Below are 13,816 nucleotides of genomic sequence, written 5' to 3'. Positions count from 1 at the left end.
TCTATTTAAATAATGATTTTCTTATTTTTAACCGGATTGTTCTAGAAGTGGTTTTCTCCTGGATCTCCACGGACAAGCGATGGTTTTTGCCGGGAATATACTTGGGTAATATCACGACAAATCGCTCCTTTTGATCCGTTAAAATTGAAGGATCGATCTCAGAAATATACCAGGGGACAAGACTCCTTTTTTGATAAGAAGCTTTCTTTTTTTGATTACCTAATTCTGCAAAAACCCTGAGCTTTCCAGGTTCAAATATTATGGGGGACTGATTTTCAAGTTCCATGATAAGGATCAGATAATCACTGTAAAATAATACTTTATTTACGGCAAGCCGGATACCATCAGACCTTTTGTATTGCAATGTTCTATAGGGGGATTGAAGCAATTGTCCGGCCATCTTTTCAAATTTAGTATGATCACCCCCAGGCTTTTTATCTTTTAATTCAAGGCTATCTGCCTTTTTCAATCTTTTTCCTGAACTGGCTTGGATAAAGTAATTCCAGGTATGAAGACTATCCGCATATTTTAGATGAAAGGTGTAGAGCCGGTTATCTGTAGTAATGACCAGTAGGTTACTATCCCTTCCCGGTTGGGCTTTTAATAGTCCAAGCCTATGAGGATTCTCCTGGCTGTAACCAAAAGCAAAATTATCATTTCCCACAATTGCCTGACGGATAGGCTCAGAAAATATAACGGCGACATTTTCGCGGTTATTCCCATAAAGCTTAGCATATTCTTGTGCGCTCATCAAAGAAGTCATACAGAAGAACAATAGTGTTAAGAGCGTTTTCATGATTTTGATTTTAATAGCAGTTGATAATTATTTAAAACAAGAACTTTTATATTACGATTATTCCGCCTGAAGATATTCCTCAGGCCTCTGACCTGAGGAATTCCACTGATATTGATGTCATTTACAAGATCCCCGACTAGCTGGTTGGAAGCCTCAACCCGGAAACTGTTTTCAATGTATATCCCTTTTTGCTTATCCTGAAGATCAAAAGCTTCAAGGCTTACCTCAAACGCCCCTATCCTTTCCACCGTTACCATCACTCTGTTTTGCTGCATGGACACCTGCCCATAAACCAGGGTCTTTTTTGGAATTTTTTGATTCCCCATCATAACCCCTTCCATTAATTCAAGAATAATGCGCATTCCCGTTTTGATAACCTGGTTTCCATAGACCCGGCTTTTAAGAACCAGCCCATTTTGCGTTTCCGCAACTTTTGCTCCTAGAAAGAATTCTGTGTGGCCGTCTGAAAGGTCCTCAAACACTTCTTTCCTCTTTGGGTCCTCTGTTTTCAAAGTAATGAGGGAATCCTCAATGGCACGCTGGATGATCTTCTGGCTACTATCAGCCTTCCAATATTCCATTTCCTCTTCCTGATATAACTTATTTTCCCGTTCCAGCTCCTCCTTCTGCGGTGGTTCATACAATTCTGGAATTCGGCGCTGCTTTTCGGGTTCGATGTCATCAATGGCTTCCAGTTTTGATTCATACTCCTTTTCAGTGACCTCTAATAACGGCAGTTCGGGGTTTTTAAAGGTTTCCTTCGGTTGTTTCTCCGTTCCAAACACATAGAGGGAATACAGGACAATGAAGCCTATTACACATATGATTACCCCACCAAACACAACCTTCTTCTTATCTATCCTCATCAGTTACTTTTTTTAATTGTTTTTCATAATAATCCGTAATCAAAAGTCCATGTGGATTTTCAGGGAATTTCCTATCGACCTGAATCAACTTACCGGTTACCGTTAAATGGTACCGATCAATATTTTCTCCGCGACTGATCTTTAAAATAAGGACTGCAGTAAAAAGAATTTTACCCTCTTCTAGAGTCACCCTGAAATCCGAATTCTCAATCTCTTGTATCAAAGAATACTGAAGGATTCTATTATAAAGACCATCCTCCTTTTTTTGTTTATATAACTGATCCACGGAATGATCTCCAAGCCATAAGGCCTTACTCAATCGCTCTCTATAATTGATACTGTTTAGCTCATAGAAAAGTAAAAGAAAGCGTTCCAGGTGTGCCCTGGATTCAACCTCTAAATATCGTTTATGATATACCTCCTTTAACGGAAGTACAGCTCCCTTAGCATCGATCACGAAGGCTTTATTGAGTGCTTCTTTATGAACTTCCCTGACCTGATAAAGCGAAAAAAGGGATATCAGTGTGGCTGAGCCTACCATACAGATGGTAATCAACCGATTGATCCTCAGGCTCTCAAAAATGTTTTTATAAGGTAGCATAGTATTTGATTATTGAAATAGTTTAAAGGTAAAAGTGATGGCCCTTTTATATAATTTGAACTTCAAAAGGACGATAAAAGCAATCGAACCTAATTCCAGAACCGGTTCGAGCACTCCGGGTTCCTCGCCGGTTAAATTTGGCCAGAATTCTGCATTGATAGCCCTGTAAAGAGTATTGATAAAGATATTAACCAGGAAAAAAGCAGGTACGATCATATATACCGCTGCATAGGTCTTAAAGAAATTATAACCGGTTTGCCTGAATTTTTCAAATACCGAAAGGCTCATAATAAGAGGAAAGAACACCTGCATCAGGCCGAGAATAAAAAACCGCTCTGCCAGAAATAAGGGGTATATAAACAAGTCCAGTATCCAAAGAAATAGACCGATGATAAAGGCCACAAGCTTCATGGGATAAAAAGGGGTAACAAGGTATTCATATAATATACCCAGGGCTTTACCCCCGGCCTCCAGGAACCCGGTATCCTGCTCGATTTCAATATCCTGGAGTTGTAAGGGAACAAGAGCCGGCGCAGTATCTACAAATCCCGCCTCTATGGCAACAAGGAGCTGGTCAAAGGCGGAAAGAATTTGGGTGGAATAAATGACCAGCAGAACGATAGCCAGGTTCTTAATCAAATCCGCTGGAGAAAGCCCCCAGGTTTCTCCCTCCCGTTCTACAGCGCCCTCCAGGTATTTCATAATTATATTAACCAAAAAGAGTACCACGGCCAAGATCTTGATCCCAGTAATAGTGTACTGGGAGAACTTTGCCTCCTTGATGGTCGTATAAATTGAGTCGATATATTCCAGTCCAAGATCCATCCTAATAACCGGTTTCCCTTTGATTGATTTTCTGATGTACTTTTCTGAATTCTATGACCTGATCATAGCGCCTTTTTTTCCTTTTAAGTTCATCGACCATCTGACGAGACCTGATCTTCTGTTCCTCTAATAGAAGGATTCGCTCGGCATCGGTCATATTTAAAAAGTTGCTGGTTAGAATACCCTGCATAAAGTTTAAATCTTCAAGCGCAATTTCGATCAGACTATTAAAGGAATCCGATACCTTATCGACTTCATCGGCCTTAATGAAAGGGGAATTGATAATTTCGGCCAGATCATCCCGAACCATATCAAATAGCTCTTGATTGTTCTGGGTAATCTCCCTTACCATCTTAAGTTGCTTTAATACTGAATTGACCTGCTCGACTTTTTCCTTTTGTTCCTTGAGGAACTTTACGGTTTTAAGAAGTTCTGAAGTCTGCTTGGCAGACTCTATTAGGGATTTACCCAGGGCTATGAAATTGGTGTTGTCATACACAGGCATCCCCTGGGACCGCATGGATGAAATTCCAAGAGTAACCAATAAAATAAACGTTAGTGTTGTTTTCATGATTGTTGATTTAAAAATTGTTCAATGGCTTTCTCCATATTTCCGGATCGTTTATGGAGTTCTAAAATTTGTTGATGGTCTTTTCCATCAGTCAGATAAGCGGCATAAACCTCTGGAGGGACTTCGAGACGATAGATATTGCTTTGACTCCCGATCTTGATGAAGACCTCGGTATATTTTCTGGATCCCACCAGGTTATTTCGAATGGTCCTGAGCAGTTGGTGATCATGCTTACTCAGATGCAATCTTCTGACTAAAAGATCATAACCTTTTTCATTTCTCAGGCTGTAAATTATCTGAGTATTCTCCAGGATACTTGCGGCCACCGAGTCTTCGGGCAATTGATTGATCGATTGAAGAACGATCCCAATGGCAGCGTTTTGCTTCCTTATGGCCTGGTAATAAAATTCGACACTTTCCAGGACATCTCCGAACTTTAATTGCTTGGCAAATTCATCAAACAGGATCACCCCGCGCTCTCCAGGGTTCTGCCAAATACTTTTTTGCACCGCTGTTTTTATAAGCTTCAGCATCACGGCAAGAAGCTCCTGGTTGTCCTTGACTTCATCAAGTTCAAAAATGATAAACCGCTTATCTTCCAGTCTGAAGCGCTCCTGTTGGTCTTCCTGCGAAAACAAAAAACGATATAACCCCTGACCGGTATATTCGGATAACTGGAGAATAAATTGCTCCAGATTCAGGTGGTGATCTCCCTGGTAGATCGAGCCATGATCCTTCTTTATGGCTAACAGGTAGTTGTAAAATTTCTCGAGATCAGCTTCATTTTCACGCTCATAGAATTCCTGCAAAATCTTTTTGAGTAATACCTTATGAGATTTGGAAACCGGTCTTTTCCAGGCCGTTAATTCAAATAAAAAATCAGCGAGTTCTTCCAACTGATCCGGAGTGGGATCACCCTGAATAAAATAGAAAGGGTTAATACCCAATGGCTCACCGTGCTGATACCTGATTATAATATGATCCTTCGGATAAAGCCGGGCGAGTTTTCCATAGGATCCCCCCAGATCAATGATCACCAGGCGGGTTCCTGACTCAAAAAATTGCCTTAGTATATTGTTAGCTAAAAAAGATTTTCCCTCACCGGTAGGTGCAAAAATGGCAAAGTTCCTTGCTTTAATCCGTTTCTTTTCTTCATCCCAGAGGTCTTTGCGGATCGGTATATTTTCAAGACGGTCATTAAAATATATGCCGGAGGGATCCTCCTTAAAATTACCGGAATTCATATACAGGCATAAGCAATGCTTAAGATCGGTAATGTAAAAATCCTCGGTTTCCAGACTATTGAGATTTCCAGGATAGCCGGTGATAAAGTATCTCATGTTTTCCGAAGGTCCGGGAAGATAGGCTTCGATATCCAAAGCTCTAAAAGCACTGTTTATCTGGGAAATATTCTTTTGAAGGGCCTGCCGGGAATCCTCCCATAAAATAACCTGCATATGTCCTCTTACAATTCGCGCCTGGTCATCCCTGTTAATCCTTTGCATAAGGTCTTCAACGCGTTCCAGGTTGACCTGGTTTAAACTTCCAAAACGGACACTTTTCTTCAGAGCTTCCCTTTGCTTTTCCAAAGACTTCATCCAAAGACGATTGGAATCCAGAAATATGCACTGGATAAGCATATGATCGAAAAAAGCTTTTAGCCCTAGTCCATCTAAAAATCCCTGGGGAAAACTAAAATCATGTGTACTAAATGAAGCATTCGACTTATGGGTTTTAACCGGACCATTAAAGCACTTTTCATTGTTAATAATGACTGACCTTAAGTTTTTCTGGCCCACTTTTACAAATCCTTTTCCGGATTCCACATCAGTAGGGTTTTTCTGAAATAGGTTGAAATAAGCTTTTGTAAAGGTTTGCCAGTTAAGCAAGGAAAATGGGCGGAGTTTCATTGGCCCGGAATTATTCAAGAATAACTCGCAATCTTTTACGCTCTCTTTAAAGCTTTCGGCACCTTCTTGAAGGTTTTCAACTTCTTTAATGGATAGGGTCTTGAAAGGATTCTTCCATCGGTCAACCGGAAATTGGCCAGGGCCTGGCTGAATAAAAAACAGGTAACTGGTTTGTTTCAAATAGCTCCTGCCGGTAAAATATTTTTCCGTCGCCTCTGAGAGATAGGTCGTAGCCTTTCCTGGGTCATTAAAATGGAAGGGCGTTTTTTCGAACCGATCGATCCGTTGGATAATGATCCCAGGATTAAAAACCTTAAAGGCCTGAAACCAGGTTTCAAACAGTTCCTCAAAATTTTTCTCATCAAGGCCAAAGATCTCCGGAAGGTCCAACTGATAGCCCATCATAATATTCCCATTGGAAGATATTGCGAAATTTCCATTGATATAACACAATGGAGGCTGAGCATTTAAATTAATTTTCTTCATAATAAATACCTGTTATTTTTTTACCGGAATAAACCCTTTGATGATGTGAAGAGAATCCATTTAATCTGGAATGAGTTAAGAAGTATCTTAAGACCAGGTAAAGACCAGTGTTCAGCAATGGTAAAACTACAAGCAGATCCAGCCTAAAGGAAAAGATCAGAATCAGTAAACTCAAAAGAAGCGCGAGCATTTGAAGAGCAAAGAGATTAATGGTTAATCCAAAAATCAAAGCTTTCTGGCGTATATGACGGTATATTTCAAAAGCTGCCATTATACTACAATGCCTATGAGATAAGTAAAAATACCTACAACAGCCCCGGCAATAAGCACGAAGACTAAAACCCGGGTTATACCTTTCTTCATATCGCTGTTTTCTCCAAAAAAATGACCAGCATTAAAAAGAAAGCCAATCAAAAAGATCACTCCAAGGAGAATGGGGAAAACTGCTCTTACCGTATCGGCCATATCAGCTACAGAAGTTTCTATCCCACCAATTTGTGCAAATAGTGGGATAGCCTTCAGGGACAAAAAAAGTGTGAGATAGTTTAATTTCTTCATCAGATTTAATTTTTGGTTCTGAGAAGAAATTTATCTGAATATCAGATGTTTAGACTAAAAACTAGGTGGCTTTAACCCAACTTCAGCCGCATTTTTATGGATTCTTTTATTAAAATTAAATTTTAAGAAATTATTTCAGTAGAATTACGAAATTCGCAACCAAAGCAAGGGATGACTACTTGCCTGATTCTTTTTCTCCTGGATAGTTTCATAAGAAAATAACCTGTTTTCTTCACTATATACGCCTTTTCTATTGATACCTGAAGCCTCGATCCGGGAAAAACAGCAGGAGTTCACAATGGCATACATGGTTTGTTGCAAGTTCACCCCACGGGTATAAGCTCCCAGGGATTGGTAACTGCTATCCCTTTCACTACGAAATCCCGAATGTTTAAAAATTGAGGTGTATCCCCGTAATTGCGTAATTGGTTTTAGTGAATCGCAATACCTTGGTGCCTGCAGACATCCGAAAAACATCACTGGAATTTCGGGGTTCTCCATTTCCAAAGATCTTGCAATCTGACTAGCCTGGTTTTCCCTTGCTCTAAAGGTCTGAGACTTCTTCTCGAAATGAGAAGTGAAATCTGTATTATATATAAGGAGGGGACCGAAGGAAGTCTGCAGTTCATAGCGCTGAAGATCGTTCTCAAATACATTGAAAAGACCCTCTTTTTGATCCAGATAGGTTTGAAAAGACTTCAAACGAACATGGTCCCTTAATATGAGGCCAAAACCTAAATCCTTTGTGGTATTAGTATTAAAATGATATACCCCGGAATATCTATGGTCAGGAAGATAATTGTCTACCAAATCCTTTAAATGCTCCCTGTTTTCTACTTGTTGGAGAATTAATATATCCGGGTTTTCTTCCCTGATCAATCTGACTTTGTGAACAATTGCAGTATGATCGAGGGCGGAATTCTGAACGCTGGTCCAATCCTGGTCGTTAAAGTTACCATCCATCCCCGAGAAGGTTTTTCGCTGGAATGATTTTATAAATTCTTGCCCACCCCATCGTAACATTCGAGCATAAGGCCGGGAAGTAACTCTGTTGATTCCCATTAGAAATGAGAGCTCCCTTAACCGGCAGATTTGTTTATCCGACTTATTTTCCGTGCTTAAGATTCTTTCAAATTCCCGGATCCACATTTGCAAGCTCCGGGTCCAATCCTTCTTTAACAGGTCAATATGCCTGTAATATATATTTTCGATGTTCCAGGTGGCTATTTTCATGACTTAAATTATTTTTTTGTACTAGCCCCGGAAAAAACGTTAGGATGACCGGCCCCTTTAACGGAAGTTTTGCTCATTTCCCGGTGCTCTCTTTTTAATGATACCGTAAATGACATCATCTGAAATTTTTAATAAAGGATCCTGTTACGGTTATTTCTTTTTATGCAACAGGATCCTTCTGGTTTGACTTTCTGATATCAAAGCTTGAAAGAATCCAGGAATTATTTTCGGTATATGAACCGGACTACGATTAATTTAAATCTGGGCCGCATTCTGAACACTCCAGTGTACCTGGTGATCTAAAATTATAGCATCTTTATCTCGGACCGCAGTTGGAATGACGGCCAGATGACCAAGCGTACTGTTTTTAGTAATTATAATGGGTGCCTTGTAAATTTTTTCAAGTAAGGATTCCAATTCGGAATAAAGAGGATGACTAATATAGGTTTTCGAAAGTGGGAATTGGGTTCCGTAGTTTTTGATAGCGGCTATTGCAGCTTCCTTTAACCGGGGATCATGTCCCAGCCCTAAATAACTGGTCGTGCCGAATTGAAATAACTTTCTTCCATTTATACTGATATACCTACCTTCAAATTCCTTATCATCTGCATGTAGATGAAGTAAACCTTCATCGGTGGCATCCTGAATAATTTCATCTATCGTGTCTAGTGGATTGTTGTGTTTGATCTTAGCCATAGCCCCAACATTAGATTTTCAGCATTAAACTAAATAATTTTTTCCAAGTCAGTCCTTCCAGGGAAATACAAAATCTTCCAAATGACCTTAATAGTAAAATATTGCTCTTTAAAGACAAAAATTAACATGACATTCTTCACTGGTTAAAACTAAAATGGACGTATGGTTAAAATCATTTTTATTTAAATAAAATCGAAATTCTTAAATTACACTATCCTTTAGCAATTTCAACAATGTTAATTAAGAGGGCTCAAAATAAATTTGCTGAAGTCTGGATTGAAAATGGTATCCTATACTTCGCTTATGCCCCAATTGAAAACCTGAATCTCAGCATTGCAAAAAAGCTTTTCAGACTTCGTCTCTCTATTCAGAACAATAAGTCCTACCCTATTCTCTGTGACCTTCGACAGGTAATTCAGGCAGATAAACAAGCTATGGATTACCTGGCTAAAGAAGGTTCTGATCAGGCCACAGCCGTTGCCCTATTAGTTTCCTACCCCCATTCTAAATTTACCGCCGAATTCTACCTCCATACCAGCCTGCCAAAAATTCCTACCCAGGTTTTCCAAGACAAATTAAAAGCGTTGACTTTTTTAAAGAATTATCCAAAGGCCCATTAATATGTATTTTTCAAGTGACAAACAATTAGATCAAATAGCAGGCCTGATCACTGCTCTTGCCAAGGGCAACTATGAGAAAAGAATAAATATCAGTAAGCTTAATGACCAATACCTTACTATCGCAGCGCTATTAAATATGCTTGCAGATCAACTTAAATATGCTTATCCCGGACTTTCAGCGGAAACTAACAACACATACCTCAACCACCTTATCATTTTCTTTGATAGGGAATTGAATATCCTCGACTTTAATACTGATTTTAAAGCTATGAGGAATTCCGCCCAGCCATCCAAAATTCCTTCCATTATCGATAATCCCTCCCTCAGGGCGTTAGACGAAAGCATCAAGTCTGAGAACTTTGAATCACCGTTGAATCTTAACTTCATTATAGAGGGAGATTTAATTACCGGTATGAATTCAAAGGTGACAAAGCTGACAAAAAATACCGATGATATTTATATACTTTCTGCGGTGAAAACGGTCAGTTTTAGCGCTTGGGATAAAAAGAATTTGCAAAAAGAAGCTCAAAAGGAAAAAACACTTTTTAATATTTCCAAAAACAAACATCTTATTGATCGTCTGCTCCATTACCTCTTAGATAACCTAGATTCCCCCTTACCTCCTATTGCCGAAATCGCGATAAACCTGAATACAAACCCTACCTTACTTAAAAGAGGATTTAAATTAATGTACGGGACCACGATCGCAAAATTCCACCGTGAAAAGCGACTGGAAAAAGCACGTGACCTGATTTCAGATAATGATGAAACCATTATGGCAATAGCAGATCAATGTGGTTTTAAAAGTATTTCACACTTCTCAAGAGCCTTTAAAAAACATTTTGGCGTAAACCCTTCCAAAACGAGATAATCCTTCCCCTTGGTAAAATGTTCCAGTTTAATAATCAAATTTGATTGCTGAATTTTATGGTATAGCAAAATACAGCTTATGCAATCAGAAATGAAATACAGAAGTAAAAACCTTAATCATTATATGAAAGGTTTCCGTAATGTAATCATTTTTTATTTGGTAATGTTATTTACGTATTCCAGTATTACAAAATTATTAGACGCATCACTTGTGCCCATAATTACCAATGAACCTTTATTATTTGATACAAATCTGGCTGATATAATGGCCAAAATAATTCCGGGAATTGAGCTTCTGATTGCGTTGTTATTAGGACTGCAAAAAACCAAAACGATCGGATTATTAGGTGCTACTTTTATATTGATTTCCTATAGCATTTTTGTATCCTGGAACCTTATCCATGGCTATGAAATGCCGTGTTCCTGTTCCGGGCCTATCTCCTACTTATCCTGGACCCAATATCTATATTTTAATATAATTAACCTTACCCTGATTTTTTCAGGATTATATCTACTAAAAAGAAATTAAAACTTTATCGCGATGAAAGCAGGATATTAAGCCAACACCTGTATAAAAAAGTAGGCATTTATTAATCTTTAAAATTTATTATTATGAAACTTAAAAATGTAATGTTACCGATGATGGCGATTCTTTTTGCCATAGGAATGTCCTTCGCTACCGTAGGACTGGAAGTTGATCCCCAGAATGATTATATCCAGCGCAACGGAAACTGGGAAGCCCTTCCAGAACAGGAATGTGGTCAAGGAACTGAGAATTGTAGAGTCATTGTTGATGGTCAGGGACCATTCTTACTTTACGACTCGCAAAGCCTTTCTTCTTTGAAGAAAAGTGACGGGGATATTATAATTATTCCTTAATCAATGAAAATTCGGGCACTCCTATGGCAAGAGTGCCCGCTTTTTTTACTATATCATTTTAAACTCGAAAAGATGATCTTCACTTAAAAAAGATTTTACGAATCTGTGGAATTCCGCTTTTTTTAGTTCCTTTAAAAATTCAATTCTATCATCTTCATATACTGGGGGAATTCCATACCGATAATAATTATAAATTACGCCCACTTTATCCGCTTTTATTCCATTTTTCCCATAGTAGCGCTTTATTTTGTTTAAAGCTAAAGCATATTCGTTTGCATCTACTTTTCCTTCCTTGATTTCTCGAAATAACCGTTTAGAGGCACTTTGTACCCTATCTAAGTGATCTTCCGGAACATCAAAACCTAATTTAGTAGAAAGATAAAAAGGATTTTTATTGAAGTTACCTCCTACATAGATATAATATGAGGCGACTCCAGCGTTAGCCCTTAATTTTAATGCTTTTTCCCAAATTATTTGTGATAATAATTCAAGCATTAGGTGCTTTCTCCAATCATAATGATCAATCTTCTCTACAAATCTTATGGAATATTTTCCGTTCCCCATTGAATTATATTCCGGTAGATCTAATGCTACCTGCTGAGGCCCACTTGGAAACTCTGTACCAAGGTCTTTTCGGGATTTCCTTATTATGGGCCCTTCATTGGTATTTAAATTTCCCAAATATTTTTTAATATAGGGTAAGATATTATTTACTGTAATAGGTCCTTTGATAATAAAGGTATAATTACTAAAATCTGAAAACAATCTTCGGTAAGCGTTAAACCCTTCCTCAAAATTCACCTTTTGCACACCATCATAATGTGCGGTACCTGAAAAAAAATTCGACTTTGAGTCTCCAAAAAACTGATCTATAGCATTATTAAAATCTTTATTTTGAAGATTATAGGGCGGTCGCAAAGAGGTTTTTAGCTCAGATTTCCGCCAGTGCTCAAAAGCTATTTCATCCATGCGGGGAGCAGTGAAATATAGATACATCATTTGAAATAATAACTCCATATTCCTAAGATCAGCGTGACCCTTTATTCCGCTTTCATAAGTACTAATATAGGGTACTAACTTAATGTCTCCTCCAATAGATTTTAAATACCGTTCAACCTCGAACTTATTATATTTTCCCAAACCTGAATGTCGGATAACTCTAGGAATTTTAGTAGCAGAAAATAAATTATTAATTTTTATATCTGCAGCACCAATAGAATCAAAACCCCATACACTTAACTCTCCCTTATTATCTGATTCCTCCAATAAGATTATTCGTATTCCGTTTTCTAATAAATATTCCCGAGTACCATTAATTTTCCCACCTTCAAACATTATCGAAGTCGCCTTTAGATCATTCATTTGTTGATCAGTCATAAGTGATGCTGGAATTACAGGGATATTTTGGGAAACAGGTTTATTTAAATTATTATAAATTAATGACCTGATCTCCGATTCTGAAATTAGTCAATCGCTATTTTTAGGCTTTATTATTCCAATATCTTGGGGCAATGGATTAATTAAACTCGCAATTAATTGGTTAATATCTTTTGTATTGAATTGTGTTAACCAGGATATTAACCTTTTATTTTGATCGGAATTTAATAGAGGTAGGTTATAAAGGAAATTTTCACCTATATTATTAGCCCAGACCTTTGCACCTCGATCTCTTTCGTTAAGATTATTATTTAAATAGTCTAAATATTTCTTTTTAAGCTTAGACCATTCTTCTGCTGACAGCCCGTAGGTTTTTAATTCATTTATTTTGGTGTAGACTTCTGAAATTCCCCCTTCTATATGAAGGGAATCTCCTTCAATTATAATTGAACTTGCTGCTGGTTTACTATTATCAAGTTTAATCATATTAACAACGCCAATATCGAAGTTGGTAGTATAAGAATGCGTTAATTCTTGAAGCTTTTTATCTAATACTTCATTGGTAATTTCCCACAAAAGTTGACGCTTAGAACTTTCAATACCCCTAGTAGATCTTAATAAAGAATCCCGATAAAATAAATTAATTTCAATTTTATTATTAACAATCGGAATGTTATCCTCTGTAGGTCTTTCAATAATTTTAAATTGATTGGAACGGGAAAAATAAATAGCATCACAATCCGGCAATTCGTTTGTGTTTTTTTTATTCTGAAATTTTAAAAACCCTTGTTTAATTTTATTTTCAAGGACTCTTACATCTGGTATATTACCAACAATGACAATCCCGACATTTTTTGGTTGATACCAGTCTTTATAATAAGCTCTTAAACTATCTTCAGCAAAATTTTTGATTTTTTCTTTATATCCCTGTTTACTCCTGTTACACGGAAATATTCCTGCATACATTTCACTTCGAATAACAGCATGTTTTCTTCTCACCTGATTATTACTATATCTCTCTTGAATTAGACGTTCTCTTTCAATTTCTATATCTTCTGAAGTTAAAGATAGACCACCTAAAATATCCTGAAACCAGCGAATACCTAGTTCCATTCCTTTGAGATTATATGAATTTGTGTCAAAATGATATACCGTCCCATCTTGACCATTAAAAGCATACATATCCCTACCCCTGCCTTCCATTCCGGATTCTTCCAGTAGTTTTGGATAACTTGAAATACCTAATGGAAAATTTTTGGTGGCAGCAAATGCTAAATGCTCTATAGCATGTGCCACATCAGGTTGACCGGAAGTGGCAACCCTATTTCCTGCATTTACATAAAATCGCATAAAAACCTTATCTCCAGCATCAGGTAAATGTTTGATATAATAGGTTAATCCATTCGGGAGTACCCTTTTTATAAGAGTAGAGTCGACTTTATCCGAAGCATACAAATTGGTTATGGCAATAACAGCTAGGATAATGAAGATACTTAAACATTTTTTTTTATTTTGAATTTTCATTGTT

15 protein-coding genes are annotated in these 13,816 nt (G+C 37.6%); 4 read left to right on the top strand and 11 right to left on the bottom strand.

The genetic code is table 11. From position 1 onward, the window contains the following. Window position 1: 1 nt before the first annotated feature. The 9 genes from ACW6NC_RS11970 to ACW6NC_RS11930 all read right to left on the bottom strand — a co-directional run bounded on the left by ACW6NC_RS11970 (window position 2) and on the right by ACW6NC_RS11930 (window position 8,542). A complete protein-coding gene (locus ACW6NC_RS11970; protein WP_457866330.1) occupies window positions 2-796 on the bottom strand; it encodes a DUF4138 domain-containing protein in 795 nt (264 codons plus the stop codon). Beyond that, window positions 793-1,662, bottom strand: a complete 870-nt coding sequence (gene traM / locus ACW6NC_RS11965; protein ID WP_457866328.1) for a conjugative transposon protein TraM — start codon at window positions 1,660-1,662, stop codon at window positions 793-795. Before traM ends, ACW6NC_RS11970 begins: the two co-directional genes overlap by 4 nt. Beyond that, entirely contained in the window at window positions 1,649-2,263 is a 615-nt protein-coding gene (locus ACW6NC_RS11960) for a conjugal transfer protein TraK (RefSeq protein WP_457866327.1), read from the bottom strand. Before ACW6NC_RS11960 ends, traM begins: the two co-directional genes overlap by 14 nt. Window positions 2,264-2,272: 9 nt before the next feature. Continuing rightward, window positions 2,273-3,088 (bottom strand): hypothetical protein, encoded by an 816-nt coding sequence (locus ACW6NC_RS11955; RefSeq protein WP_457866326.1) that lies wholly within the window; start codon window positions 3,086-3,088, stop codon window positions 2,273-2,275. 1 nt (window position 3,089) lies between these two features. Then, complete coding sequence (locus tag ACW6NC_RS11950; protein WP_457866324.1) at window positions 3,090-3,659, bottom strand: conjugal transfer protein; 570 nt, start codon at window positions 3,657-3,659, stop codon at window positions 3,090-3,092. Beyond that, complete coding sequence (locus ACW6NC_RS11945; RefSeq protein WP_457866322.1) at window positions 3,656-6,055, bottom strand: TraG family conjugative transposon ATPase; 2,400 nt, start codon at window positions 6,053-6,055, stop codon at window positions 3,656-3,658. Before ACW6NC_RS11945 ends, ACW6NC_RS11950 begins: the two co-directional genes overlap by 4 nt. Window positions 6,056-6,325: 270 nt before the next feature. After that, window positions 6,326-6,613, bottom strand: a complete 288-nt coding sequence (locus ACW6NC_RS11940) for a hypothetical protein (protein ID WP_457866321.1) — start codon at window positions 6,611-6,613, stop codon at window positions 6,326-6,328. Between the two features lie 144 nt (window positions 6,614-6,757). Beyond that, complete coding sequence (locus ACW6NC_RS11935; RefSeq protein WP_457866319.1) at window positions 6,758-7,846, bottom strand: hypothetical protein; 1,089 nt, start codon at window positions 7,844-7,846, stop codon at window positions 6,758-6,760. Between the two features lie 255 nt (window positions 7,847-8,101). Then, window positions 8,102-8,542, bottom strand: a complete 441-nt coding sequence (locus ACW6NC_RS11930; protein ID WP_457866318.1) for a hypothetical protein — start codon at window positions 8,540-8,542, stop codon at window positions 8,102-8,104. 233 nt (window positions 8,543-8,775) lie between these two features. On the opposite strand from ACW6NC_RS11930, the gene ACW6NC_RS11925 reads away from it, so the two are divergent. The 4 genes from ACW6NC_RS11925 (at window position 8,776) to ACW6NC_RS11910 (ending at window position 10,911) form a co-directional block, all read left to right on the top strand. Next, on the top strand, window positions 8,776-9,162 hold the full coding sequence (locus ACW6NC_RS11925; protein ID WP_457866316.1) for a DUF7793 family protein: 387 nt from the start codon (window positions 8,776-8,778) through the stop codon (window positions 9,160-9,162). A gap of 1 nt (window position 9,163) precedes the next feature. Beyond that, a complete protein-coding gene (locus tag ACW6NC_RS11920) occupies window positions 9,164-10,033 on the top strand; it encodes a helix-turn-helix domain-containing protein (RefSeq protein ID WP_457866314.1) in 870 nt (289 codons plus the stop codon). 78 nt (window positions 10,034-10,111) lie between these two features. Beyond that, complete coding sequence (locus tag ACW6NC_RS11915) at window positions 10,112-10,561, top strand: MauE/DoxX family redox-associated membrane protein (protein ID WP_457866313.1); 450 nt, start codon at window positions 10,112-10,114, stop codon at window positions 10,559-10,561. Between the two features lie 83 nt (window positions 10,562-10,644). Continuing rightward, complete coding sequence (locus ACW6NC_RS11910; protein ID WP_457866311.1) at window positions 10,645-10,911, top strand: DUF6520 family protein; 267 nt, start codon at window positions 10,645-10,647, stop codon at window positions 10,909-10,911. Window positions 10,912-10,959: 48 nt separating this feature from the next. Here the strand turns inward: ACW6NC_RS11910 and ACW6NC_RS11905 are convergent, their stop codons facing one another. Next, window positions 10,960-12,288: an insulinase family protein gene (locus tag ACW6NC_RS11905; RefSeq protein ID WP_457866309.1), complete on the bottom strand. Its 1,329-nt coding sequence runs from the start codon at window positions 12,286-12,288 to the stop codon at window positions 10,960-10,962. A gap of 90 nt (window positions 12,289-12,378) precedes the next feature. Next, complete coding sequence (locus ACW6NC_RS11900) at window positions 12,379-13,812, bottom strand: M16 family metallopeptidase (protein ID WP_457866307.1); 1,434 nt, start codon at window positions 13,810-13,812, stop codon at window positions 12,379-12,381. Window positions 13,813-13,816 lie beyond the last annotated feature (4 nt).

The organism is Salegentibacter profundi (genome assembly GCF_054121475.1).
This window is presented reverse-complemented; position numbering and strand designations above follow the sequence as displayed.

Excerpts from the sequence above, each read along its gene's own strand:
- ACW6NC_RS11970 (WP_457866330.1), bottom strand. The coding sequence starts at position 796 with ATGAAAACGCTCTTAACACTATTGTTCTTCTGTATGACTTCTTTGATG.
- ACW6NC_RS11960 (WP_457866327.1), bottom strand. The coding sequence starts at position 2,263 with ATGCTACCTTATAAAAACATTTTTGAGAGCCTGAGGATCAATCGGTTG.
- ACW6NC_RS11930 (WP_457866318.1), bottom strand. The coding sequence starts at position 8,542 with ATGGCTAAGATCAAACACAACAATCCACTAGACACGATAGATGAAATT.
- ACW6NC_RS11925 (WP_457866316.1), top strand. The coding sequence starts at position 8,776 with ATGTTAATTAAGAGGGCTCAAAATAAATTTGCTGAAGTCTGGATTGAA.
- ACW6NC_RS11950 (WP_457866324.1), bottom strand. The coding sequence starts at position 3,659 with ATGAAAACAACACTAACGTTTATTTTATTGGTTACTCTTGGAATTTCA.
- ACW6NC_RS11905 (WP_457866309.1), bottom strand. The coding sequence starts at position 12,288 with ATGACTGATCAACAAATGAATGATCTAAAGGCGACTTCGATAATGTTT.
- ACW6NC_RS11910 (WP_457866311.1), top strand. The coding sequence starts at position 10,645 with ATGAAACTTAAAAATGTAATGTTACCGATGATGGCGATTCTTTTTGCC.
- ACW6NC_RS11920 (WP_457866314.1), top strand. The coding sequence starts at position 9,164 with ATGTATTTTTCAAGTGACAAACAATTAGATCAAATAGCAGGCCTGATC.
- ACW6NC_RS11955 (WP_457866326.1), bottom strand. The coding sequence starts at position 3,088 with ATGGATCTTGGACTGGAATATATCGACTCAATTTATACGACCATCAAG.
- ACW6NC_RS11945 (WP_457866322.1), bottom strand. The coding sequence starts at position 6,055 with ATGAAGAAAATTAATTTAAATGCTCAGCCTCCATTGTGTTATATCAAT.
- ACW6NC_RS11940 (WP_457866321.1), bottom strand. The coding sequence starts at position 6,613 with ATGAAGAAATTAAACTATCTCACACTTTTTTTGTCCCTGAAGGCTATC.
- ACW6NC_RS11900 (WP_457866307.1), bottom strand. The coding sequence starts at position 13,812 with ATGAAAATTCAAAATAAAAAAAAATGTTTAAGTATCTTCATTATCCTA.
- ACW6NC_RS11915 (WP_457866313.1), top strand. The coding sequence starts at position 10,112 with ATGCAATCAGAAATGAAATACAGAAGTAAAAACCTTAATCATTATATG.
- ACW6NC_RS11935 (WP_457866319.1), bottom strand. The coding sequence starts at position 7,846 with ATGAAAATAGCCACCTGGAACATCGAAAATATATATTACAGGCATATT.
- traM (WP_457866328.1), bottom strand. The coding sequence starts at position 1,662 with ATGAGGATAGATAAGAAGAAGGTTGTGTTTGGTGGGGTAATCATATGT.